This is a genomic window from Rhodococcus sp. NBC_00297, from assembly GCF_036173065.1.
In the GTDB taxonomy this organism is placed as follows: domain Bacteria; phylum Actinomycetota; class Actinomycetes; order Mycobacteriales; family Mycobacteriaceae; genus Rhodococcoides.
This window is the reverse complement of the sequence record NZ_CP108041.1, coordinates 4,033,286-4,057,598: the sequence shown is the minus strand read 5'-3', so window position 1 is coordinate 4,057,598 and position 24,313 is coordinate 4,033,286. Positions and strand designations below refer to the sequence as shown.

Sequence of the window (24,313 nt, the reverse complement as noted above, 5' to 3'; positions counted from 1 at the left end):
GTGTCGCGGCGGCCTGGCACGATGACCGCTGTGCCCCACCCCGCTGCTCCTCGCACGTCGCCGCGCGTTCCCGTACCGCGCCGCGTGGTCTCCGTCCTCGTGCTCGCCCTGCTGACGGTTCCGCTGCTGGCCGGGTGCCTCCGGGCACAGGTGTCCATGGGCGTGTCCTCGAACGACCGGGTGTCCGGCCGCATCGTCGCCGCGACGGTGCCGACGGCCGAGGGTGACACCGGACCGGGCATGGAGGTCCCCGACAGCCTGGGCAGCAAGATCCGGGTGCAGCCGTACGACTCGGACGGGTACGTCGGCAGCGAGGCGCTGTTCAGCGACCTCACGTTCGGTGACGTGCAGCAGCTCGCGGCACTGTCCGACCAGTCGGTCGGCCTCTACCAGCTGTCCCTGGTCCGCGCGGGTGACCTCGTCACTCTCGCCGGCCAGGTCGATCTGAGCTCCGTACCCGCCGAGGGCAGCGACGTGCAGTTCACCATCGCCTTCCCCGCTCGTGTCACCACCACCAACGGCGCCCGCGAGGGCGACAACGTGGTGTCCTGGAAGCTCCCCGCCGGCGAGCGCAGCACCCTGCGCGCCGAGGTGCGCTACTCGGATCCGAACACGCGCAGCTTCGCCGGGTGGGCCGGCATCGTCTTCGGTGTCACCGTGGGTATCGCGGCCATCGTCGGCGGCATGGCCTACGTCGCCCGCGACGCTTCCGGCGGACGCCGACGCGATGCGGAGTCGGCCGGCCGCCGGTGACCGCCCGGCGCCGAGCCCGGAACGCGGTCCGAGTCGGCTCTCTCGCCTCGATCGCCACCGCGGGCATCGCCCTGATCAACGCAGCGACCGCACCCCGCGTGCTGCCCTCGTCCGCGGCGACGGTGCGGGCCGATGAGCGCATCACGGTCTGCATTCCTGCCCGTGACGAAGCAGACCGTCTCCCCGACCTGCTGCGGGATCTGCTGGCTCAGCGCTCCCGGTCCGCGATGACCGTGCTCGTGCTGGACGACGACTCGTCCGACGGGACCGCGGACGTCGCCCGGGCCGTCGTGGGTGACGATCCGCGTTTCCGGATCCTGGCGGGCCGCACGACCGAGCCGGCCGACGCGCCGGGAATGGGCAAGTCCCTCGCCTGCCTCGACCTCGGCCGCCGCGCGCTCGCGACCACCGATCCGACCCTCGTCGTCTTCCTCGACGCGGACGTGCGATTGCATCCTGACGCACTGGACGCCGCCGCGTCCGTTCTCCGCGAGCACGACGTGGCCATGCTCTGCCCGTGGCCCGCGGAGACGGCGGTGACGACGATCGAGCGGGTCGTCCAGCCTCTGCTGTCGTGGTCGTGGTCGGTGACCCTCCTCGTCCGGGCCGCCAATCGAGGCCGTCGGCCGTCGATGGGCGTGGCCAACGGGCAGTTCCTCGTGCTCGACGCACCGTCCTACCGCGTGGTCGGCGGACACGAGTGCACACGCTTCGCGGTGGCCGACGATCTGACGCTGGTGCGGCACGTCCGCTCCCGCGGTCTCCCGACGGCAGTGGCGTACGGCGGGCGCGTCGCGACGTGCCGCATGTACACCGACGCCGCGCAGGTGCGTGCCGGTCACGCGAAGTGGCTCTGGTCCCAGTTCGGCGGCGCTGCAGGCACTCTCGCCGTCTCGGCGATCGCCACAGCCGTATGGGTCCTGCCACCGATCGCGATGGCCGCGCGCGGATCGACCCGCCGGTGGGGAGTCGCCGGGTACCTGGCGGGATGGGTGTCGCGCATCGCTGCGCGGCGCGCGGAGGGCAGCGACGACTCGCTGGCCCGCGACGTCGTCACCTCGGCGCTGCACCCACTGTCCATCGCGGCGGGCTCGGCGCTGCTGGCCTCATCGGACCGGGGACGCCGCCAGGGCACTCTCGTGTGGAAGTCGCGCGTTCTGGCCACCCGGCACTGATCCGGTACCGATCCCACCTGTGCCCTCCGGAACCGGGCGGGCGAGCCCGAGATTGCCGACGACCTCACTGGTGGCCTTCGCGAAGTTCAGCGTGATGAAGTGCAGGCCGGGGGCGCCCTCGGCGATCAGTCGCTCCCCCATCTCGGTGGCGATCTCGATGCCCACCGCGCGCACGGCGGCCCGGTTCTCGTCCGGGTCGGACCCGGCCGCGGCGGACAGGCGCTTCTCGACGGATGCGGGCAGCGCAGATCCCGACAGCTCCATCGCACGCTTGACGCTGCGCAGCGACGTGATGGGCATGATCTCGGGGATGATCGGCTTGGCGCCCTGCTCCGGATCGAACGCGGCGACACGGTCACGCAGGCGGAGATAGTCCTCGACGTCGAAGAACATCTGGGTGATCGAGTACTCGGCGCCCGCACGCAGTTTCGCGACCAGATGGCGGGTGTCGTGGTCGAGATCGGGCGCGCGGTGATGTCCCTCGGGGAACGACGCGACACCGACGTGGAAGTCGCCCAGCTCGCAGACCAACCGCACCAGTTCCTCCGCGTACTCGACGCCGTCCGGATGCTTCTCCCACGGACCCAGCGGATCGCCGGGAGGGTCGCCGCGCAACACGAGAATGTTGGAGATGCCGCGGTCCGCGTAGGCCCCGACCATCGCGCGCAGCTCGGTGCGGCTGTGCCCCACGGCCGTGAGGTGGGCCACGGGCAGCAGGTTGGTGACCTCCGCCAGCTCGCCGGTGACCCGCACCGTGCGATCACGCGTGGATCCGCCCGCCCCGTACGTCATGGACACGAAGGCGGGATGCATCTGCTCGAAGGTGCGCACGGCACGCCACAGGCGGTCCTCGGCGGCCTCGTCGCGAGGAGGCGAGAACTCGACGGAGAACGGAACACTCCCGTGCGCCGCGGAATTCAACCGGTCGATCACCGACGGAGTGCGGCTGACCCGCGCGCGGGAGGATTCGTCTGTCACGCCTCACAGCATAGATTCCCGCGCCGACCTGCTCGGGCCCCCAGGTCGTCCGCACCGGCGCCGTGTCCGAATACCCGGATAGAGTCGGGGGTGCCAGGACGCTGCGCCCGAGACCCGACCGCATCCCGACCGACTGCCTGCGGACACCGTCCGCCGCCCCGAACACCGGAGGAAACTCTGTCCGCCGCACCGCACAGCCCCGCCGCCCACCGACCGCTCGACGTGGAGTCCGCCGCGGACGACCGTGATCAGTGGCCGCTGGGGACGTTCGTCGATGCGGTCGAGACGTCCCTGCGCGATTTCGTCGCGACGCAACAGGCCACGGTCGACTCGGTCGGTCCCATCTACACCGACGCCGTGGCAGAGCTCACCTCCTTCGTCTTCCGCGGCGGCAAGCGGATCCGCCCCGCTTTCGCGTGGACGGGCTTCCTGGGTGCGGGCGGCGATCCGCACGCCGCCGAGGCCGACGCCGTCCTCGACGTGTGCTCCGCCCTCGAATTCGTTCAGGCGTGCGCGCTGGTGCACGACGACATCATCGACGCGTCCTCGACCCGTCGCGGATTCCCCACCGTCCACGTCACCTTCGCCGAACGGCACCGCGCGGCCGGGTGGCGCGGGAACTCGGACAAGTTCGGCGAGTCGGTCGCGATCCTGCTGGGCGACATCGCGCTCTGCTGGGCCGACGATCTCGTCCGCGCGGCGGCACTGGACTCCGCCACGTCGGCACGCCTCGCTCCGGTGTGGTCCGCGATGCGCACCGAGGTGCTCGGCGGACAGCTGCTCGACGTCGCCGTGGAGGCCAGTGGAGACGATTCCGTCGAGGCCGCGCTCCAGATCGACCGCTACAAGACGGCGGCCTACACGGTGGAACGCCCTCTCCTCATCGGCGGCACGCTCGCCGGCGCCGGCCCTGACCTGCTGGAGGTCTACAGCACGTTCGGTGCGGACATCGGCATCGCCTTCCAGCTGCGGGACGACCTGCTGGGAGTGTTCGGGGATCCGTCCGTGACCGGCAAGCCGTCCGGCGACGATCTGCGTGAGGGCAAGCGGACGGTGCTCCTCGCCGCAGCCCTGGACGCGGCGGACGAACGCGATCCCGCCACCGCGGCTGCTCTGCGCGCGGGAATCGGCACAGACCTCTCCGAGGCTGCCGTCGACGACCTGCGTGCGCACATGATCGATCTCGGTGCCGTCGACGACGTCGAGCGCCGCATCACCACACTGACCGACAGCGCCCTGGCGGCGCTGAACGCGTCCGATGTCACCGAGGACGCCAAGAGGCGGCTCACGGCCATGGCCTACACCGCCACCAGGAGAACCTCATGACGCATGCCACCGTGTCCGGACCCACCGATCACGTGATCGTCGTGGGCGCCGGTCTGTCCGGCCTCGCCGCGGCGCTCCACCTCCGCGGCACCGGTCGCGAGGTCACCGTGATCGAGAAGTCCGACACCGTCGGCGGCCGGGTGGGTTCCGTCGCGGCGCCGGGCTACCGCATCGACACGGGCGCGAGCGTTCTCACGATGCCCGACCTGATCGATCAGGCGCTCGCCGCGGTGGGTGCGACCCGCGAGTCCACCACGCCTCCCCTGCGTCTGACACCGTTGCATCCGGCGTACCACACCCGTTTCGCCGACGGCACCACCATCGACGTCCACTCCGATCCCGAGCGGATGATCGCGGAGGTCGGCGAGAAGTGCGGGCCGGACGAGGCTCGGCGCTACCGCACGCTCCGCGCGTGGATCGGATCGATGTTCGATGCGGAGTTCGACCGCTACATCGACGACAACTTCGACTCACCGCTCGACCTCGTGGGCGAGCGCACGGCGCGAGCGAACACGCTGACCCTGCTGCGTCTCGGGGGGTTCGGAAAACTCGGGAAGCGGATCGACAAGCTCATCGACGACCCGCGACTGCGCCGCATCTTCACCTTCCAGGCTCTCTACGCCGGTGTCGCGCCCGCCAAAGCTCTCGGGGTCTACTCCGCGATCTCGCACATGGACACGTCGTTGGGTGTGTCGTTCCCGGACGGCGGAATGCAGTCGATCGCGAACGCGATGGCCGACGCGTTCGTGAGTGCGGGCGGCACGCTGCTGCTCTCCACCGGCGTGGCCGCCATCGAGAAGGGCGGTCCCCGCGCTCGCGCGGTGGTGACCGAGAACGGCGAGCGGCACACGTGCGACTCCCTGATCCTCACGCCGGATCTCCTGGTGACGGATCGCCTTCTCGCCACCGCCGGCATCACCGTGCGCCGCAAGATCCGGGCGTCACCGTCCTGTGTCGTGGTGCACGGCCGCGTGCCGGTGGACGTCACCGCGCGGTGGTCGTCCCGCTCGCACCACGTCATCGACTTCGGGCACAACTGGAACGAGACGTTCGAGGAGCTCACCGCCTCGCGCGGGCGCGGCACACTCATGTCGGACCCGTCGTTGCTCATCACCCGGACCTCGCTGACCGATCCGGCTCTGCGCGTCACGCACGACGGCGTCGAGCAGGAGCCCATCTCGATCCTCGCGCCCTGCCCCAATCTCGACAGCGCGCCGTTGGACTGGTCCGCCATCACCGACCCCTACGTGCGGGAGATCCTGCTCGAGATGGATCGCCGCGGATACACGGGCGTGTCCGAGCACCTCGAGATCGACCACATCGACACGCCGGCCACCTGGCTCGCGCAGGGGATGGTCGCGGGAACCCCGTTCTCGGCGTCGCACATCTTCCGCCAGACCGGCCCGTTCCGGCGCCGCAACCTGGTCAAGGGCATCGACAACGTCGTCCTCGCCGGGTGTGGGACCACCCCCGGAGTGGGTGTGCCGACGGTGTTGATCTCGGGTCGACTGGCCGCCGAACGCATCGATCCGTCCGTGCGTCGCTCGGCCCGTGTGGCCGTCTGACGGCGGGCCAGTTCGTCTTCCGGTCCGGAGCCTCTAAACTCACGTGAGTTCAGCCCGGCTTCCGCACGGTCGCCGGCATGTCGCGTCTTCCGGGGAGGAACATGACGACGTCCTCCCCACTCCGGGCCGCGGACACCACCGACGAGTCGTCGTGGCGATCGACACGACGGTTCTTCGGGGGACGCGCCGGCCGCGCCACGTTGGTGGGTCTGGCCGGGTCCGCGCTCATCACCTTCGGCGGTTTCGGCTCGGGTGCCGTGCGCCGTCGTGACCCGCTGCTCGAGGCGATGCACCTGTCCTGGCTCCGCTTCGGGCACGGACTCGTGTTGTCGACCGTCATGGTGTGGATCGGCGTGCTGCTCATGATCGCCGCGTGGGTCCGTCTCGGACGCGCCACTCTCGGTCACCGGACCACGGTGCGGCAGCTGCGCTGGGTGGTGCCGCTCTGGATCGCGCCGCTCCTGCTCGCGGTCCCGATGTTCAGCCGCGACGCGTACTCCTATCTCGCACAGGGCGCCCTCCTCCGGGACGGGTTCGACCCGTACGCCGTCGGTCCCGTCGCCAATCCCGGTGTGCTGCTGGACAACGTGAGCAACGTCTGGACCACGACCACCGCGCCCTACGGCCCGCTGTTCCTCCTGCTGGGCGAGGGCATCACCTCGCTCACGGGCGACAACGTGATCGCCGGGACGATGCTCCTGCGCCTGACCATGCTGCCGGGGCTCGCCCTCACCATGTGGGCGGTCCCCCGCATCGCCCGACACTTCGGCGCGGATCCCGCCGTGGCCCTGTGGCTCGCCGTGCTCAATCCCCTGGTCCTGATCCACCTGATCGGCGGTGTCCACAACGAGATGCTCATGGTCGGTCTCATGACGGCCGGCATCGCCGCCGTCCTCGACCGGCACCACGTCGCCGGGATGGGGCTCGTCGCGGTCGCAGTGGCGATCAAGGCCACCGCGGGCATCGCGCTGCCCTTCCTGGTGTGGATCTGGATGCTCCACGAGCGCGACCGGCTCCGCACCGAGAACGAGGCGCGGGCCGAGCGTGGTGACCCGCCGCGACGCCAGCACGTCCTGCTGGTGTTCGCGAAGACCGCAGGTATCGGTTTCGCCGTGTTCGTCGCGGTGTTCGTCGTCGCGTCCCTGGTGGCCGGCGTCGGCATCGGCTGGCTGACGGCGCTCTCGGGCTCGGCCAAGATCATCAACTGGCTCTCGCTGCCGACCATCCTCGCCCACCTGGTCACGGTCTTCACCGGGTGGTTGACGGGCGCTCGGCTCGGCCCCGTGCTCGAGGTGACCAGGATGCTGTGCGCGGTGGCTCTGGCCGCGATCCTGGCCACGGCGTGGTGGCGATCGCGCCACTCGGAGCGCGGCGCACTGCTGGGCATCCTCGTGTCGCTGGTGGCCATCGTGATCCTGTCCCCGGCCGCTCTCCCCTGGTACTACTCGTGGCCTCTCGCCGTCGCCGCGGGTCTCACCATGTCGGCGACCACTCTGACCGTGCTGGTCGGCCTGTCCGCCTGGCTCATGTTGGTATTCCAGCCGGACGGGTCCATCGGTCTCTACACGTTCCCGCACGTCGTGCTGGCGACGTTCGCCGCAGTGGTCGCCGCGCTGTCGCTCCGGACGGTCGATCCCCTCCGCCTGCGGGCCGTCACACACCCGGAGCACGAGAACACGTTCGTCCCGGCCCCGCGCGTCCGCGCCGAGACTGCCCGCCCGGACCAGCCCCGTCCGGACCAGCCCAGCCAGGAGTTGACCGAGTGACCGATCTTCCCGAGGCCTACGCGCTGTGCCGGGACGTCGCGGCCGAACACGGCAAGACGTACTTCCTCGCCACCCGCCTGCTGCCGACCGACCGTCGGCCCGCGGTGCACGCGCTGTACGCGTTCGCACGCATGGTCGACGACATCATCGACGTCGACATGATCGCCGAACGCGGCGACGACACGGCGGTCGCACTCGACCTGGCGCTGCTCACCCGCATCGAGGAGCGACTGAACGAGGGTCTCGCCTCGACCATCGCCCCGCCGACGTCGGTCCCGCCCGGACCCGACCGGCGCAACGAGCTGATCCTGGCGGCCCTGTTCGACACCGCACGTCGCTACGACATCCCGTCCGAGTACTTCACCGCCTTCATGACGTCGATGCTCATGGACGTACCGCACTCGGCGATCTACAAGGATCGCTACGCCACCATGGACGAGTTGTCGACGTACATGTACGGCTCCGCCGCCGTGATCGGGCTGCAGATGCTCCCCGTCCTCGGCACCGTGTGTCCGGTCGAGGAGGCCCGCCCGACGGCGTCCGCTCTCGGCGAGGCTTTCCAGGTCACGAACTTCGTTCGCGACGCGGGCGAGGATCTCGCGCGCGACCGCATCTATCTGCCCGGCGACGTGCTCACCGCCTACGGCGTCGACGAGGACCTGCTGTGGTGGTGCCGCCGTACGGACTCCGTCGATCCGAGGGTCCGCCGCGCTCTCGCCGACATCATCGCCACCACCCGCGCGCTCTACCGCACCGCCGAGCCCGGCATCGCCCTGCTGGAACCGCGGGCGCGCGAGGGCATCCGGGTCGCGTTCGCGCTGTACCAGGACATCCTCGAAGCCGTGGAGAACGACGGTTACCGGTCGTTGTCCGTCCGCTCTCGCGTGGGCACTCCTCGGCGCGCTCGTGTCGCCGCGACCGCGGCCGGTCGGGGTCTTCTCGTCAGAGCCGGAGAACGGCTCCCGCGGCCAGGGTCACGCGCCGCCTGATCCGATCGAGCGCTAGAAGGCCATGGCCTGGGCGCGGCGGATGATCTCGCGGGCGTGGTCGCCGCGCAGCACGTCGGCCGGCATGCCCGGCAGACTGTCGTCCGGGGTGAAGAGCCACCGCAGAATCGACGGGTGGTTGTAGCCGCCGTCGAGCAGAACCGCGATCGCACCGGCGAGGTACTTGATCGGCTCGCCGTCCTCGCCGACGAACTTCGCGGGGATCGAGACCACTCGATCGCGGCGCACCGCGATCAGCTTGTGCTCACGCACCATCTGGTAGAGCTTCGTCACGGGGACGCCCATGATCTCGGCGGCGTCGGGAATCGCGATCACGGCCTCGTCGGCAGGCAGGACGTCGTCGCAGTAGGGAATGGCACTCACGCGGTCAAAGGTAGTCACGGCCCGCCGCCAGGACAATTCGCCGACGCCCGCCTCCCGCGCCGTGTTCCCGCACACGTGACTGCTACCTCATCCGTCACACTGGCTACCATCGACTGATCGGCATCGATCGATGCGAGAACACGACAGGAGAGTGGACGCAGGTGACAACGTCAGGTCCGTCGCTGCTCGGCGCGCTGCTGGACCGTCGTTACCGCGTCGACGCGCCGATCGCCCGCGGCGGTATGTCCACGGTCTACCGGGGTCTCGACCTGCGTCTGGACCGGCCCGTGGCCATCAAGATCATGGATCCCCAGTTCGCCGCCGACCCCGAGTTCGTGCGTCGCTTCGAGTTCGAGGCGCGCGCGGTCGCCCGGCTCAGCCACCCGGGGCTGGTCGCCGTCCACGATCACGGTCGCGACGGTCAGCACGCCTTCCTGGTCATGGAACTGGTCGAGGGCGGCACGCTGCGCGAGTTGCTCCGCGAACGCGGTCCCATGCCCCCGCACGCCGTCGCCGCCGTTCTCCAACCCGTACTCGACGGACTCGCGGTCGCGCACCGCGGTGGCCTCGTGCACCGCGACGTCAAACCGGAGAACGTGCTGATCTCCGACGCGGGCGAGGTCAAGATCGCCGACTTCGGTCTGGTGCGCGCCGTGGCCGCGTCGACGACGACGTCCAACAGCGTCATCCTCGGCACTGCCGCCTACCTCTCCCCCGAACAGGTGACCACCGGATCGGCCGACGCGCGCAGCGACGTGTACTCGGCGGGCATCCTGCTCTTCGAACTGCTGACCGGACGCACGCCGTTCCAGGGAGACACCTCCCTCTCGATCGCGTACCAGCGCATCGAGAACGACGTTCCGCCGCCGAGCTCGGTGATCGCAGGGGTGCCGCCCCACTTCGACGCACTGGTGCGCGACGCGACGGCGCGGCGGCCCGAGGAGCGGTTCCGCGACGCCGGCACGATGGGCGACGCGGTGCGCTCGGTCACCAGGACCCTCACTCTGCCCCACTACCGGGTGCCGTCCCCGTCACGGTCGGCCGAGCATCTGAGCGCCGAGACGCTGAACGCTCCGCGCCCCTACGCTCCGCAGGCTCCGCGTACTCCGGAGACGGAGATCGTGTCGGTCCCCGCGGACGACTTCTCCGCCGCCTCCGACCGCGGGCAGCCGTCCACCGGCGGCGTTCAGCACACGCGGATGGTGACCACCGCGACTCCCCGCGGCGCCGACGAACCGCGGTCCACCGCCGCCGAGCCGGTGGACCGGAAAGCCTTCGCGTTCCCGGACTTCGACGCGGACAAGCGCAGGTCGCGTCGAGTCGCACTCACGTGGCTCGCGATCGTCGTGATCGTGGCGGTCCTGCTCGGCACCGTCGGCTGGTGGGCCGGGTCCGGCCGCTTCACCGCGGTGCCGGCGATCGACGGGCTCGACCGATCCACCGCCGTCTCCGCCATCGAGGCGGCCGATCTCTCGGCGACCGTCGAGGGCCGCTACACCGACAGCGATCCCGTGGACCGATTACTCGGAACCGATCCTCCCGCAGGGTCACGGATCGCCCGGGGCGAGACCGTGACCCTTCTCGTTTCTCAGGGCAGGCCCACCGTCCCGGCCCTCGGAAACGCGGACTCGACCACGGTGGAGGCGGCACTGCGGGAGCGGACGTTCGTCCCCGTGGACGGCGGTGACGCCTTCAGCAGCGCCGCACCCGTCGGTGCGGTCGCCGCACTCGACCCCGCGCCCGGGACGGTCCTGCCGGTGGGCAGCGAGGTCCGGGTGGTGACCAGCAAGGGCGCTCCCCCCGTCGACGTTCCCGACGTCCGGGGCGAGACGGAGCAGCAGGCGCGCGCAGAACTCGATCGGGTCGGCATCACCGTGGCGACGGTGGACTCCGTCTTCGACGAGGACGTCGACGGTGGCCGTGTCATCGGGACCGACCCGGCGAGCGGCACGTCCGTGACCGCGGGATCGACCGTCACGCTGCGGGTGTCGACGGCCGTGGAGGTGCCCTCGATGCTCGGACGCACCGTCGGCTCGGCGCGGTCGGAACTCGAACGCCTGGGGCTCACCGTGGTGGTGCGCCAGGTCGCGCAGACGGATCGCTCGCTCGTCATCGCCCAGTCGCCCGGCCAGGGCGACCGAGTGCAGAAGGGCAGCACGGTCACTCTGACCGCGCTGCCCTGAGTTCTGCTCCGGCGATCAGCCGCGCAGCATCTCCGCGACGAGGAAGGCCAGCTCGAGAGACTGCTGCGTGTTCAGTCGCGGGTCGCAGGCCGTCTCGTACCGTCCGGACAGATCGAGGTCCGAGATGTCCTGGGCGCCGCCGAGGCACTCGGTGACGTTCTCACCGGTGAGCTCGACATGGATGCCACCCGGGTGCGTCCCGAGTTCGTTGTGCACCTCGAAGAAGCCCTGGACCTCGTCGACGATGCGGTCGAAGTGGCGCGTCTTGTAGCCGGTGGACGCCTCGTGCGTGTTGCCGTGCATGGGGTCGCACTGCCAGATGACCTGGTGACCGGTGGCCTGCACCTTCTCGATGATGGGCGGCAGCAGGTCCCGGACCTTGCCGTTGCCCATGCGCGAGATCAGCGTCAGCCGGCCGGGCTTGTTGGTCGGGTCGAGCCGCTCGACGTACTCGACGGCCATCTCGGGCGTCGTACTGGGACCGATCTTCAGTCCGATGGGGTTGGAGACCAGCTCGGCGAACGCGATGTGCGCGCCGTCCAGCTGCCGCGTGCGGTCGCCGATCCACAGGAAGTGTGCCGACAGGTCGTAGAGCTTGGCGTGCTCGTCGTCGTTGTCCAGACGCAGCATCGCGCGCTCGTAATCGAGCACGAGCGCCTCGTGAGAGGCGTAGATGGTGGCCTGGTGCAGGTTCGGATCCGTGACGCCGCACGCGTCCATGAACTTGAGACCGTTGTCGATCTCGGAGGCGAGCTGCTCGTACCGGGCACCGGCCGGCGAGTTCTGCACGAACTCGCGGTTCCAGTCGTGCACCTTGTGCAGGTCGGCCATGCCGGCGCCGGTGAGCGCGCGCACCAGGTTCATCGCGGCGCTGGCGTTGGCGTAGGCGCGGACCAGGCGCGACGGGTCGTGCTGGCGGACGGCGTCGTCGGCCACGAGGGAGTTGACCATGTCGCCGCGGTAGGACTTCAGGCCCAGGGCGTCCACGTCGGAGGAGCGGGGCTTGGCGTACTGGCCGGCGATGCGCGCGACCTTCACCACGGGCATCGACGCGCCGTAGGTGAGCACGACGGCCATCTGCAGCAGCGTGCGGATGTTGCCCTTGATGTGGGGCTCGGTGTTGTCGACGAAGGTCTCGGCGCAGTCACCGCCCTGCAGCAGGAACGCCTCGCCGCGGGCGACGGACGCGAGCTTCTCCGACAGCGCCTCGACCTCGCTGGCGACCGTGATGGGCGGCACGCTCTCGAGGACCTTGCGCATGGCCTCCGCCTGATCGGCGGGCCAGCTGGGCTGCTGCGCCGCCGGCTTGGCCAGCGCCACGTCGAGTTGCTCGCGCATCGACTCGGGCAGCGGGGGAAGCTCGGGCAAGCGTTCGATCGGAACGTCGACAGTCCAGTTCACGCGTACAGAGTAGTCGCCCGCTCCGACGGCCGGGACCAGCGGTGTGTCACTCCCGACCGGACCACGCTCTCGCGGCCTCGACGGCCCGGAACTTCGCGAGATTGTGCCGGGCGTCGGCGAGCGCGTCGTGCGAGTCGTCCGGCACCGGCGGCAGCGCGGGCGACCCGTGCTCCTCCCAGTACTGCTTCAACTCCCGCGTGTACCGCGGCATGATCCGCGGGAGCGCCGTCATCGAACCCCACAGCTGGCACAGCGCGACGTGGTCGTACGCCGCCACCCAGGCCCACATCTCGACGGTCGGTCCGACGGTGCCGTGCGGCGCCGACACGAACTCGAGAATGTCGTCGCGGATGCGGCTGCGTGAGCGCCAGAGCGGCGACGAGAACGGCGGGAGCTTCGGCAGGACGTTGCGGCGGACCCAGGTGCCCGCGCGCTCGGGATCGAACTCCGTGGACACGGCGTAATATTCACGCCCGTCCTCCGCCACGATCCCAATGGACACCAGATCGATCGTGCGGCCGTCCTCGATGAACTCGCAGTCGTAGAAATAACGCACGTCTGCGAGCCTAGGTCACCGAAAGGATCCACCCCGACCATGACGTGGACTCTGCCGTCCGCCCCTCCCTACACCGGGCCGGGGGCGTCGCTGCCCCGACCGGTCGCCGTGATCGCGAAGGTCGCGGTGTGCGTCGGGCTCGTGGCGGGCATCGCGTTCAACGTGGTCGGTCTGCCCCCGCTGCGGGAGTGGGGTGCGATCTACCGGCTCGACCTCGACGTGTATCGCATCGGTGGCCGGGCTCTGCTCGACGGCGTGAATCTCTACGGAGTCCTGCCGCGCACCTCGGTGAACATCCCGCTGCCGTTCACCTATCCCCCGATGGCCGCGGTGTCCTTCGCGCCGATGGCGGTCCTCCCGCTGCCGGCGGCCTCGTTGATCATGACGGCGATGACGATGATCCTGCTCGCCGTCACGGTGGCGGTGTGCCTGCGCTCTCTGGTGCACCTGTCGGCCGGGACGACGGCGTGGGTCACGGGCGGCATCACCGCGATCGCGTTCGCGCTCGAACCGGTGTGGTCCACCCTCGACTACGGGCAGATCAACGTCGTGTTGATGTGCCTCGTCGTCCTCGACGTCCTGCTGAAGCGCACCCCGTGGCCGCGCGGTCTGCTCATCGGCTTCGTCACGGCCATCAAGCTCACGCCGGCGGTGTTCGTCCTCTACTTCCTGCTGCGCAGGCAGTACCGGGCGGCCGTGGTCACCGGCCTGTCGTTCCTCGGGTTCACGGCACTCGGATTCGTCGCGACGTTCCGCGACTCGGTGCAGTACTGGACCGAGGTGCTGCTCGACTCCGACCGCATCGGCGGGCCGGGGTACATCTCGAACCAGTCCCTCACCGGGATGCTCGCGCGGCTGGGTCTCGCGGACGGCCCGCGGACGATCGTCTGGATCGTGTGCAGCGCCGTCGTGGGGCTGGTGGCCCTCGTCGCGATGCGACGCGCTCTGGCGGCACACGAGTACCTGCTGGCCCTGTGCGTCAATGCTGCTCTGGGCCTGCTGGTCTCACCGGTGTCGTGGTCGCATCACTGGGTGTGGACGGTGCCGATGCTGATGGTCCTGGTGCACGTCGGCGTGACGCGGCGCGCCCCCGCACTGGTGGCCCTCGCCGTGATCGGCGCAGTGCTGCTGCACTATCCGTCGCACTGGCGCCTCGCGCCCGGACGATGGAACGGCCTGGGCTGGCCCCTGTGGGACCAGATCCAGGCCTCGTCCTACGTGTGGTGGGGACTGGTGTTCGTGATCGCGGTGGCGGCGGTGCCGCTGCGCGATCGACGCAGTCCCGAACGCCCGGGGGTGACCGCCGAGGCGGTCTGACTCAGCCCGCGCGGGTGTCGGGGATGCGCGCGGCCTCGGTCGACGGAGCCGGATCCACCACGGGGGCGGGCGTCTTCTTCATGCTCGCCGCGTACACGTCGACGTACTGCTGACCACTGAGCTTCATGAGCTCGTACATCACCTCGTCGGTGACGGCGCGCTCGACGAACCGGTTGCCGGCCATGCCCTCGTACCGCGAGAAGTCCAGTGGCTTACCGAACTTCACGCCGAGCTTGGTGGGGCGCGGAATCCGCGAGCCGATGGGATTCATCTTCGCGGTGCCGATCATCGCGACCGGAATCACCGGGACGCCGCTCTCGAGAGCCAGACGCGCCATACCCGTCTTACCCTTGTAGAGCCGATCGTCCGGCGAGCGCGTGCCCTCCGGGTAGATACCCAGCACCTTGTTCTTCGCCAGCACGCGCAGTCCCGCATCGAGCGCGTCCTGCGCGGCGGAGGCACCGGTGCGATCGATCGGGACCTGTCCCGCCGACGAGAAGAACCACTTCTGGAAGCGGCCCTTGAGGCCCTTGCCGGTGAAGTACTCGCTCTTCGCGAGGAACGTGATGCGACGCGGCACGACCAGGCACGCGTAGAACGAATCGAACACCGCCTGGTGGTTGCTGGCGAGAATCACCGGCCCGTCGTCGGGGATGTTCTCCAGGCCCTCCACGCGAGGACGGCCCATCACCTGCAACACCGGCCCGAGAAGGACGTACTTGAATATCCAGTACCACATGCCCGACATGCCTTTCTCGAAGTACCCGCGACCCGCACCGCGATGCCCGCGGCCCGCTCGGACATCTCGTGGGCGTAACTGTACCGGGGCTTTATGACACCAGCCACAGTTCGAGCGTCAGCTCGGACACATCTCACACCGCCGTCATCACCCGGCCATCGGCCGGACACGAATCCGTCCGCCGAGGCGGTCAGGCGCGTGCCGCGCCCACCTCGACGCGCGCCAGCTCGGCCGCGCCGATCATGCCCGCGGCCTCCCCCAACTGGGTTCCGCGTATCCGGGCGAGGGGCCGGTGGCCGGCGCCCGTGATCTGCGCGGCGTAGTGCTCACGGGCGGTGTCCAGGAACAGCGCGGACGACGTGGCGACGCCGCCGGCGATGACCATGCGGTCGGGGTCGTAGACGTCCGACACCAGCGCCAGTCCGATGCCGAGCCACCGTGCGAACTCGGACATCGTCTCGATGGCCACCAGGTCACCGTCCTGCGCGGCGTTGGCGATGCGTCGACCGGTGAGGGATCCGGGATCGAGGAAGGCCTCACGCGCGAGCACCGTCGATCCCCGCGGGTTGGCGGCGAGGAGCTCGATCGCCGTGTCCACCAACGCGGTACCGCTGCAGTAGCGCTCCCAGCAGCCGCGCTTGCCGCACGCGCACTGACGCCCGTCGGGAACCACCTGCAGGTGGCCGAGTTCCGGCGCGATGCCGTAGCTGCCGCGGTAGAGCTTGCCGTCGATGAGGAGTGCGGCGCCGATGCCGGTGCCGATCGCGATCATGACGACGTTCCCACCGCCCGCGGCCGCACCGAAGCGGTGTTCCGCCCACGCGGCGGCGTTGGCGTCGTGCTCGAGGATGACCGGGATGCCGAGGCGTTCCGTCATCTCTCGCGCGACCGGGCGGTTCACCCACGGCAGGTGGGGGGCGAAGCGCACGACGGTGCGGTCGGAGTTGATGAACCCGGCGACGGCGAGACCGACGGCCGCGATGTCGTGGCGGCTCGCGAGTTCACGCACAGCCCGGTCGATGCCGTTCTCGAGTGCGCGGGAGGACTGCGGCGTGGGCGCCTGGGTGGAGTCGAGCACCTGGCCGTCGACGTCGACCACCGACGCGCGGATGCTGGTGCCGCCCACGTCGATGCCGATGGTCAGAGGCCGGCTGGACCGGGACTGGGCGCTCACGTCTGCGGCATCCTCACGTGGTGGCGGGCGACCGGTGTCACCGGTCGCGATCGGGTCTGCGTGCCGGGTCGGCTTCACGCGTCCTGGTCACCGTAATCGGCTGATAGCTCGCGGGGCGAACGACGGGTGGCGCAGCGCCCTCCGGCGCGTCGGCTCGTTCCGCGTCGCCGGGCGTGTGTCGCCCCGAACCGTGGGTCTGCAGGAAGTCCCGGAGCACGTCGATCAGACCGTCCATCTCACCGGTGACCAGGGTCAGCAGATCGTGGCGTTCCCCGCGCAGGGCAGCGGCGAGAGCGCAGAACGGGCACCAGGAGCAGCCCTGCCACTCGGGCGCGTCCTCGGTGTCGAGGCGGCGCAGCACCGGCTCGACCCGGTCGATGAGCAACTCGGCCAGCACCCGGAGCTCGGCCGCCAGGTCCCGCCGGCCCTCATCCATCGCCGGACTCCCCCGGTACGTCCGTCTTCTGCAGGTTCTCCGGCCACAGCGCCGGGTCGGGGGCGAAGGTCACGGACAGCACGCCGTCGTCGACGCCGGCACCGGTGACCACGCACCGACGCAGCACCGACGCCAACCGCAGTCGTCGTCGACTGCCCTGCGCACTCACGATCACGTCGTCCTCCACCCGACCCACCGCCACCGAGTCCGTGTCGACGAACGGCAGCGGGACGTCCATCACGTACACCGAGTCCAGGCCCTGCCCGGACTCGTGCCGCACCCGCGGCGACAGCGCGGGCAGCGCGCCGCCGTGTCCGGCCGCCACCTGCCAGTTCAGGTCGGCCGCGACGGCCCCCAGAGCAGTCGACCCTACCGGCTCGGTGGGCTGGGCCGACACGACGTCGACGCGGAGGTCGCCCACAGCGCCGCGGAACTCCGCCAGCGCCGCGCGATGCTCCGCGTGCGCCCGGTCCATCCAGAACACGCCGGGATGCGTGCCCAGCACGGACGACGGCGCCCCGGCCCCGAGGTCCGGGATCACCCCCACGGCCACCACACGAGCGACGCGGACGCCGTGGAAACTGGTGACTGCCACCAGCTCTCGCGCCGTTGCGAAGGACCGCGCGGTCGGACGCGAGACGACGACCGCAGAAGTCCGTCCGTCGTCCTCGAGCACGGCGGTGACCGACGTCGCCGCCGCCACGACACGATCGACGAGCTCCACCAGGACGGCCGCGCGGACGTCCTGGCCCGTCGAGGCCACGACGCGGGCATGACGTGGCCAGATGCGTTCGACGTACCCCGCGACAGCTCCGGGGGTCGCGACGATCTCCCGCCAGGACATCGGTCCGGGGCAGTCGACGATCACGTCGTCCCACTCGCCGCTGTCGGCGACGCGCACCACCTCGAGCAGCGCGGTGAGCGGCTCGGCGCCCGGCAGCGACGTCAGCTCCTCGGGATCCGGCAGCGTCGGACCGGCGCCGTGGTCGTGGCGTCCGGCCATCGCCAGAGCCGTGGTCAGCAGGCGGTACTGCGATTCGAGAACGGCCGAGGGGTCGATGCGCAGCACCTCGACTGCGACGTCGGACACCAGGTCCGACGGATCCGCGCCGTCGACCGACGCGAGGAGCACACGCCGACCGGCGCGGTGTGCGTCGACGGCCAGGGCCGCGGCGACGGTGGACTTGCCCGCACCGCCGGCTCCGACGACGAACGTGATCCGCGCGGCGGTCTCGGGAACGCGATCGCTCAGCCTTCGACTCGCTTCTTCAATTCCTTCAACGCGGTGTCGGTGATGACCTTCTCCGCCTTGCGCTTGAACAAGCCGATCATGGGAATGGCGAGATCGACCGTCAGTTCGTAGGTCACCTCGGTGCTTCCGGCACCTTTCTCGGTGAGCACATAGGACCCGACCTGGGACTTCTGCATCTCCCCCGCGACGAGCGTCCACGACACCGCGGTGCCGTCCGGCCGCCAGTCGTACTCGAGCTCGTAGGTGTCCTTGACCATGCCCGCGTCGAGCACGAACCGGACCCGGCGAGCCCGGCCGGACTCCCCCTCCTCGAGGATCTCGACCGACTTGGCCGCGGTGACCCATTCCGGATACCTGGGGAAATCGGCGATGACCGCCATCACCTCGTCCGGCGCCGCTCCGACGACGATCGATTTCGTGGTCTTGTCTGCCATGGAACTCGTTCCCTCCGCGCCGCGTGCCGTCACCTGATCGGCGTCCGTGTACCCACATGATCGACCGTCCGGTGGCACCGCCCGAACGGCGGGGTCGGTTCCTGTCGCCGCGAGTACCCGCGAGTCAGGACCGAAGCCCCGGGACCGGCGGTTCTCCCGCCGCCCGCCCGGCCTCGAGGAGCGCCTTGATCTCGAACGACATCTGCTTGCCCAGTACTCGTCGGCGGTGGGTGGACGGTTCCTGCACTCCGTCGGTCGGCTCCGCGTGCAGGAAGTAGTGGAGTACGACGCCGTCGAGCATCGGCTCGAGCCACACCTCCATGGTTCCCCGGAGCTGTCCCGCGACGACCCATCGGACACCCTTCTCGGCCCGGTCCTCCTGGACCGTGACGGTGAGACCCGGGAACCAGGCCCGCCATCGACGGGTGTCCGACACGAGCGCCGCGACGTCCTCGGCCCGCGCCGCGACGAACGTCTGGTCGGCGACCTGCACACTGCTCATGCGGACCAGAATCCCACGTGCCCTCGTCGACGGCGTCGACGACCTCGGTCGACGAGCACGTGCCGGTGACATCCGGGGAATGGACAGGATTACTGTGAAGCCTCGTCCGAAACCGCTACGACATCGGAGGAATCCGTGCGCGAGTTCACCGTCCCGGCACCATTCACCATCGAGGACGACGCGTCGGTGGTCGACGCCGTGTTCGCGCACGAGAAGACTCGGCCCGACGTCGTGGTGTACCGCCGCGCCACCCGCGACGGGTGGTCGGACGTCCGCGCAGCGGACTTCGCGGCCCAGGTTCGCGCAGTGGCCAAGGGGCTCATCGCATCCGGCGTCAAGCAGGGCGACCGGGTCGCCCTCATGTCGTCGACCCGCTACGAGTGGCCCCTGCTCGACTACGCGATCTGGTCCGCCGGCGCCGTCACCGTTCCGGTGTACGAGACGTCGTCCTCGGACCAGGTGCGGTGGATCCTCGAGAACTCGGGCGCCGCCGCGATGATCGCCGAGACGGTGGCCCACACGAACATCCTCACCGACATCCTTCCCGTGCTGCCGGGTGTCGCGACGGTACTGCAGATCGACGCCTCCGCCGAGCGGCCCGGCGCCATCGACGTCCTCACCGACGCCGGTGCCCAGATCACCGACGCGACGGTGGCCGACCGCGTCGCGGCGCTGCGCTCCTCGGACCCGGCGACGCTCGTCTTCACGTCCGGCACCACGGGACGGCCGAAGGGCTGCGTGCTCACGCACTCCAACCTGATCGCCGAGTCCCGCGGTATCGCCGCCAGTTCCATCGGCCGCATGCTCACCGAGGGACGCACCACCCTGATGTTCCTGCCGATGGCCCACGTGCTGGCACGTGCGGTGTCCATCGCCGCCTTCGACCAGGGCGCGACACTCGGGCACACCCACGACATCCCGCACCTCGTCGACAACTTCGGCTCGTTCCGACCGCACTTCATCCTCAGCGTCCCGCGCGTGTTCGAGAAGGTGTACAACACCGCGCGTCAGAAGGCTCACGGCGACGGCAAGGGCAAGATCTTCGACGCGGCCGCCGACACCGCCGTCGCCTACAGCGCGGCGCGGGACACCGGTGGCCCGTCGATCGTGCTGCGCGCCAAGCACGCTGTGTTCGACCGTCTGGTCTACGGCAAGCTTCGCGCAGCGCTCGGTGGGCAGTGCGAACTCGCCATCTCGGGCGGCGCCCCGCTGGGTGAGCGCCTCGCGCACTTCTACCGCGGCATCGGTGTGACCATCTACGAGGGTTACGGCCTGACCGAGACCACCGCCGCGGCAGCGGTGAACACGCCGGACGAACAGCGCATCGGCACCGTCGGAAAGCCGTTGCCGGGCAACGCCGTCCGCATCGCCGACGACGGCGAGATCCTGCTCAAGGGCGGCGTGGTCTTCGAGGGCTACTGGAAGAACGACGACGCCACCGCCGAGGCGCTGACCGACGGGTGGTTCCACACCGGCGATCTCGGCGCCGTGGACGAGGACGGCTTCATCGCCATCACCGGGCGCAAGAAGGAGATCATCGTGACGGCGGGTGGCAAGAACGTCTCACCCGCCGGCCTCGAGGACTCGCTGCGGGCCAGTGCGCTCATCGGTCAGGCCATGGTCGTCGGTGACCAGAAGCCGTTCATCGGCGCGCTCATCACCATCGACCCCGACGCGTTCCCCGGCTGGAAGCAGCGCAACGGCAAGGACGAGGGCGCCACCGTCGCCGACCTGACGAAGGATCCCGACCTCGTCGCGGAGATCGATGCTGCCGTGGCCGAAGCCAACAAGACGGTCTCGCACGCGGAGTCCATCAAGAAGTACCGGATCCTGCCGGCGGACTTCACCGAGGAGGGCGGCGAGCTGACCCCGACGATGAAGCTCAAGCGCGCCGTGGTCCAGAAGTCCTACGCGAGCGACATCGAGGCCATCTACAGCAAGTGAGCCAGTCGGGCGGCGAGGTCGTCCCACCGCCACTCGGTGGAGACGAACTCGCGTCCCGCGGCCCCCATCGCCGCGGCGCGGTCACGATCGGACAGCACGTCCACGACGGCGCGCCGGACGTCGTCGACCGAGGTGCCGTCGACGGTTGTGCCGGTGACGCCCTCGACGACGGTCTCCGGCGCTCCACCCGACCGGCCCGCGACCACCGGCACGCCGGACGCGGACGCCTCGAGGAACACGATGCCCAGGCCCTCGACGTCCAGACCGGCACCGCGGGTGCGACACGGCATGGCGAACACGTCGGCGAGGGTGTGGTGTGCCGCCAGTTCCTCGGCCGGCACCGACCCCGTGAACACGACGTGATCCGCCACCCCGCACGACTGCGCCAGAGCCCGCAGGGTGTCGCCGTACGGACCGCCGCCGACGACGACCAACACGGCCCCGTCGATCTCCGCGCGAATCCCCGGTAGCGCCCGGATCAGCATGTCCTGTCCCTTGCGCGGCACCAACCGCGACAGGCACAGGACGGTCGGCCGATCACCCAGGCCGTAGCGCGCGCGCAGTGTCTCCCGTGCCGACGTGTCGGGCGCGAACACGGTCGAGTCGACCCCCGGCGGCACGTGTTCGAGGGCCGCGTCCGCCCCGAAGGCCGCGGCGAATCGGCCCCGCGTGTAACGGCTGACGAAGGTGACGACGTCCGCCGTCGAGCCGATACGACCGAGCACCTGCCGCGCCGCCGGCAGCATCGACCAGCCCACCTCGTGACCGTGGGTGGAGGCCACGACGCGCTCGGCTCCGGCACGGCGCAGGTGCGGTCCGAGCACGGCGAGCGGAGCAGCGGCCCCGAACCACACCGTGTCGCACTGTCGGTCGGCCACCAGCCTGGCCGCCCGACGGGCAACGGCCGGTGTCGGAAGCATCAACGTCGTCGGGTGCCGCACCACCTCGAAGGGCTGCTCCGCGTCGAACCGCACGTGGGAGTCGCCACGCCACCGCGGTGCGTAGACCACCAGTTCGTCCGCGGGCAACAGCTGGGCGAAGGTGTGCAGATACGACTGGATGCCGCCGCGCCGCGGAGGAAAGTCATTGGTCACCAGCAGCGTTCGACGCATGGGACCACCGTAGACGGAGACCGCCGTCAGCTCTGCCCGGCGGCCTGTTCCGCCACCCACTGCCCCCACTGCGCGAGGAAGTCGACGGTGCCGAAGCCCAGCGTGGCCGAGAAGACCGAGTCGGTCACGGTGGGATCGGTCGGTCCGGCCGCGAAACGGTCGTACAGCTGCCCGAGCACCGGCTCCCCGAACCGGTCGGCGACGAACGAGGCCACCGACCAGGCGGACTCGTACGCGATCGATCCGCGACTGCCACCTGCGGCGAAGTCCGAGTCCTCCGGGAGGACCCTGGGCGGTCCCGCCGCGCGGACCACGGCCGCGAGGGTGGGCGCGATCTCGTCGAAGGACAGTCCCGAGCCTCGATAGCCCGAGTAGTCGGCGAAACCCTCGAGCATCCACAGGGGCGCGTCCTCCCCGGTGACCGCGCGCATGGCCACGTGGGTGAGCTCGTGGCGCAGCACGGTGCGGCGGGTCGAGTCGGTGAGCCGGTCCGGCGCAGTCGGGCCGAAGACGATGCGCTGGCCGGTGACCAGGCCCCCGCGGACCGGATCCGCGATCGTCGAGGCCGCGACATCGGTGGACGTGAATCCGTCTGCCGCGCTGATGAACTCGGCATCGGAACCGGTGACCGTCAGGACCGCGCGGCGAGACCATCCGAGCCCGGCGAACTCGGTCACGGCCGCCACCGCGGAGGGCAGCTCCGCCGCGAGGTCGTCGATGAAGGCGCGCTGCGCCTCGTGACCCACGACGAGCGACGTGGTCGACCCGGTGGCGACTCGCTCCGTGACCACCGGCCCGAAGTCCCACGGGCCACGCCACGTGGTGCGCCCGTACTGCGGCAGGTCGGCATCGGAGACCAGACGCCACGTGTCGCCCCGACGAGCGACGACGAGTGCGATGTCGCGACTCGTGGAACCGATGTCGGCGTCGGCCCAGGCGTAGCGCAGTGCGACGTTCGGCGCCCACACCTCGGTGGCCGCGAGTGCATCCGCCCGATCGACCGGCACCGGAGTCTCCGGACCCGGAGTGATCTCGTAGCCGAAGTCGGACAGCGGCAGACCGCGCAGCGCCTGCGCGCGGGCGATCTCGCGATCAGCCAATCCCGGGTCAGCGTCGGAGTCGATCAACTCGCGCAGCGCGGCCTCGTCGTCGGAGCGGAGTGCGGCCGTCCATGAGTCGAGCAGTGCCGTGACACCGACGGTGCGGGCGTCCGGGCCCGCAGTCGTCGTGGGCGTCTGCTCGTCGGGTGCCGACGGCGAACACGCCACCAGAAGGGAGAGAACCAGGCCCAGCGCCGCCAGGGCGCGGACCGTCAGTAGCGGCGAGCGCCGTAGAAGGGCCACGATGCCATCGACTCGACACGAACGGGAACACCGAAGGTCGATGCATGGACCACGTTGCCGTTACCGGCGTAGAGACCCACGTGCGATGCGTCGGGATAGAACAGGACCACGTCGCCGGGCTGGAGGTTCGCCTTGTCGACGGGGGTGCCGCCGGCGGCCTGCGCCTGACTCGACCGCGGGAGAGTCTTACCGATCTGCTTGTAGGCCCACACCACGAGGCCCGAGCAGTCGTACCCGTCCGGGCCGGTCGCACCCCACACGTACGGCTTGCCGATCTGCGTGAACGCGGCCGACAGTGCTCCGGCCTGCGATCCCGGCGGGAGGGCGCCGAGGATGGCGGAGGGATCGAAGCCCGGCGGGAACGCGGCGCCGGCCAGCCCCTGCTTCTCCGTGTCGGACAGCGAACCGAACGCGGCGACGACATCGGCGATCTCGCTCTGCAGACGGCTCTGCTTGCCCTGCAGGTCGTCGCTGACAGCCTTCGCCTGCTCCGTGGCCACCCGGGCCGCGTCGGCGGACTGCTGTGACGCCGCCTCGGCTGCCGCTGCGGCGTCGCTGGCCTCCCGGAAGGTGCCGACGGTGGCGGCCGCGTCGGTGGAGATGATGTCGAGAGCGGACATCTGGTCGAGCAACTGCTGCGGGGAATCACTGACCATGACCGCGAAGAGCCGGTTCGTCCGAGCGCCCTGGTAGTTGGCACGGGCGATCTTGTCGACGGCGGGCCGCACCGTGTCGATCTGCGCCGTGGCCGCGTCGAGGGCGGCACGGTCGGCGTCGTGTCGAGCGTCCGCCTCCTGCTGGGCGGCGAGCTTCGCGTCGAGCTCGATCTGGGCGTTGTGCATCGCTTCGGTGGTCTGCTCGGACTCGCGCGAGAGATCGGTGAGCTTCGTGACCGCCGCGGAGGCGGACGCGCCGGGAACCGGGTCGGCGCCGGCGGGATCGGCGGGGAGGACGGCGATCGCCGCTGTCATCGCACTCGCGATCACC

The 24,313-nt window shown here is 70.3% G+C and carries 22 protein-coding genes; 9 read left to right on the top strand and 13 right to left on the bottom strand.

Annotated features, from left to right (window positions below):
- Positions 1-21 precede the first annotated feature (21 nt).
- Entirely contained in the window at positions 22-753 is a 732-nt protein-coding gene (locus OG947_RS19170; protein WP_027505838.1) for an LppM family (lipo)protein, read from the top strand.
- Positions 750-1,928 (top strand): glycosyltransferase, encoded by a 1,179-nt coding sequence (locus tag OG947_RS19165; RefSeq protein ID WP_328812641.1) that lies wholly within the window; start codon positions 750-752, stop codon positions 1,926-1,928. Before OG947_RS19170 ends, OG947_RS19165 begins: the two co-directional genes overlap by 4 nt.
- Here OG947_RS19165 and OG947_RS19160 read toward each other — a convergent pair.
- On the bottom strand, positions 1,860-2,906 hold the full coding sequence (locus tag OG947_RS19160; protein WP_081821267.1) for a methylenetetrahydrofolate reductase: 1,047 nt from the start codon (positions 2,904-2,906) through the stop codon (positions 1,860-1,862). The two genes, OG947_RS19165 and OG947_RS19160, sit on opposite strands and share 69 nt — an antisense overlap.
- Before the next feature lie 222 nt (positions 2,907-3,128).
- Here OG947_RS19160 and OG947_RS19155 point away from each other — a divergent pair, with 222 nt between their 5' ends.
- The 4 genes from OG947_RS19155 (at position 3,129) to OG947_RS19140 (ending at position 8,552) form a co-directional block, all read left to right on the top strand.
- Positions 3,129-4,232 (top strand): polyprenyl synthetase family protein, encoded by a 1,104-nt coding sequence (locus tag OG947_RS19155; RefSeq protein ID WP_328812639.1) that lies wholly within the window; start codon positions 3,129-3,131, stop codon positions 4,230-4,232.
- Positions 4,229-5,797 (top strand): phytoene desaturase family protein, encoded by a 1,569-nt coding sequence (crtI, locus tag OG947_RS19150; protein ID WP_328812638.1) that lies wholly within the window; start codon positions 4,229-4,231, stop codon positions 5,795-5,797. Before OG947_RS19155 ends, crtI begins: the two co-directional genes overlap by 4 nt.
- 101 nt (positions 5,798-5,898) lie before the next feature.
- Complete coding sequence (locus tag OG947_RS19145) at positions 5,899-7,563, top strand: alpha-(1->6)-mannopyranosyltransferase A (protein ID WP_328812637.1); 1,665 nt, start codon at positions 5,899-5,901, stop codon at positions 7,561-7,563.
- Complete coding sequence (locus OG947_RS19140) at positions 7,560-8,552, top strand: phytoene/squalene synthase family protein (protein ID WP_285185473.1); 993 nt, start codon at positions 7,560-7,562, stop codon at positions 8,550-8,552. The genes OG947_RS19145 and OG947_RS19140 overlap by 4 nt, the downstream gene beginning before the upstream one ends.
- Before the next feature lie 12 nt (positions 8,553-8,564).
- Here OG947_RS19140 and OG947_RS19135 read toward each other — a convergent pair whose 3' ends face one another.
- Positions 8,565-8,933, bottom strand: a complete 369-nt coding sequence (locus OG947_RS19135; protein WP_027505833.1) for an Rv2175c family DNA-binding protein — start codon at positions 8,931-8,933, stop codon at positions 8,565-8,567.
- A gap of 161 nt (positions 8,934-9,094) precedes the next feature.
- Between OG947_RS19135 and pknB the strand changes: the two genes are divergently transcribed.
- Complete coding sequence (gene pknB / locus OG947_RS19130) at positions 9,095-11,116, top strand: Stk1 family PASTA domain-containing Ser/Thr kinase (protein ID WP_328812635.1); 2,022 nt, start codon at positions 9,095-9,097, stop codon at positions 11,114-11,116.
- Positions 11,117-11,131: 15 nt separating this feature from the next.
- Here the strand turns inward: pknB and OG947_RS19125 are convergent, their stop codons facing one another.
- Complete coding sequence (locus OG947_RS19125; RefSeq protein WP_027505831.1) at positions 11,132-12,517, bottom strand: class II 3-deoxy-7-phosphoheptulonate synthase; 1,386 nt, start codon at positions 12,515-12,517, stop codon at positions 11,132-11,134.
- Positions 12,518-12,563: 46 nt separating this feature from the next.
- A complete protein-coding gene (locus OG947_RS19120) occupies positions 12,564-13,073 on the bottom strand; it encodes a polyadenylate-specific 3'-exoribonuclease AS (protein WP_027505830.1) in 510 nt (169 codons plus the stop codon).
- 39 nt (positions 13,074-13,112) lie between these two features.
- On the opposite strand from OG947_RS19120, the gene OG947_RS19115 reads away from it, so the two are divergent.
- Positions 13,113-14,390 (top strand): glycosyltransferase 87 family protein, encoded by a 1,278-nt coding sequence (locus OG947_RS19115; protein WP_222649278.1) that lies wholly within the window; start codon positions 13,113-13,115, stop codon positions 14,388-14,390.
- 1 nt (position 14,391) lies between these two features.
- Here the strand turns inward: OG947_RS19115 and OG947_RS19110 are convergent, their stop codons facing one another.
- The 6 genes from OG947_RS19110 to OG947_RS19085 all read right to left on the bottom strand — a co-directional run bounded on the left by OG947_RS19110 (position 14,392) and on the right by OG947_RS19085 (position 18,927).
- On the bottom strand, positions 14,392-15,129 hold the full coding sequence (locus OG947_RS19110; protein ID WP_027505828.1) for a lysophospholipid acyltransferase family protein: 738 nt from the start codon (positions 15,127-15,129) through the stop codon (positions 14,392-14,394).
- Positions 15,130-15,319: 190 nt separating this feature from the next.
- Positions 15,320-16,303: an ROK family protein gene (locus OG947_RS19105; RefSeq protein WP_027505827.1), complete on the bottom strand. Its 984-nt coding sequence runs from the start codon at positions 16,301-16,303 to the stop codon at positions 15,320-15,322.
- Positions 16,304-16,340: 37 nt separating this feature from the next.
- Positions 16,341-16,739 carry a hypothetical protein gene (locus tag OG947_RS19100; protein ID WP_328812634.1) on the bottom strand — a complete coding sequence of 133 codons (399 nt, stop codon included), beginning with the start codon at positions 16,737-16,739 and terminating at the stop codon, positions 16,341-16,343.
- On the bottom strand, positions 16,732-17,958 hold the full coding sequence (locus OG947_RS19095; RefSeq protein ID WP_328814068.1) for an ArsA family ATPase: 1,227 nt from the start codon (positions 17,956-17,958) through the stop codon (positions 16,732-16,734). The genes OG947_RS19100 and OG947_RS19095 overlap by 8 nt, the downstream gene beginning before the upstream one ends.
- Before the next feature lie 29 nt (positions 17,959-17,987).
- Positions 17,988-18,425 carry an SRPBCC family protein gene (locus OG947_RS19090; RefSeq protein ID WP_027505826.1) on the bottom strand — a complete coding sequence of 146 codons (438 nt, stop codon included), beginning with the start codon at positions 18,423-18,425 and terminating at the stop codon, positions 17,988-17,990.
- Positions 18,426-18,549: 124 nt separating this feature from the next.
- Positions 18,550-18,927 carry a polyketide cyclase / dehydrase and lipid transport gene (locus OG947_RS19085; protein WP_222630538.1) on the bottom strand — a complete coding sequence of 126 codons (378 nt, stop codon included), beginning with the start codon at positions 18,925-18,927 and terminating at the stop codon, positions 18,550-18,552.
- Between the two features lie 135 nt (positions 18,928-19,062).
- Here OG947_RS19085 and OG947_RS19080 point away from each other — a divergent pair, with 135 nt between their 5' ends.
- Complete coding sequence (locus OG947_RS19080) at positions 19,063-20,871, top strand: AMP-dependent synthetase/ligase (RefSeq protein WP_285185486.1); 1,809 nt, start codon at positions 19,063-19,065, stop codon at positions 20,869-20,871.
- Here the strand turns inward: OG947_RS19080 and OG947_RS19075 are convergent.
- Genes OG947_RS19075 through OG947_RS19065 form a run of 3 tightly spaced genes read right to left on the bottom strand, consistent with a single transcriptional unit; the run spans position 20,859 to position 24,297 of the window.
- The gene (locus OG947_RS19075) at positions 20,859-21,983 is read right to left on the bottom strand and encodes a glycosyltransferase family 4 protein (protein ID WP_222649282.1); all 1,125 of its coding nucleotides are present in this window, start codon (positions 21,981-21,983) and stop codon (positions 20,859-20,861) included. The genes OG947_RS19080 and OG947_RS19075 overlap by 13 nt on opposite strands.
- Before the next feature lie 26 nt (positions 21,984-22,009).
- Positions 22,010-23,326, bottom strand: coding sequence for a hypothetical protein (locus OG947_RS19070; RefSeq protein WP_328812633.1), 1,317 nt, complete (start codon positions 23,324-23,326; stop codon positions 22,010-22,012).
- Positions 23,296-24,297, bottom strand: coding sequence for a C40 family peptidase (locus OG947_RS19065; RefSeq protein WP_328814066.1), 1,002 nt, complete (start codon positions 24,295-24,297; stop codon positions 23,296-23,298). The genes OG947_RS19070 and OG947_RS19065 overlap by 31 nt, the downstream gene beginning before the upstream one ends.
- Positions 24,298-24,313 lie beyond the last annotated feature (16 nt).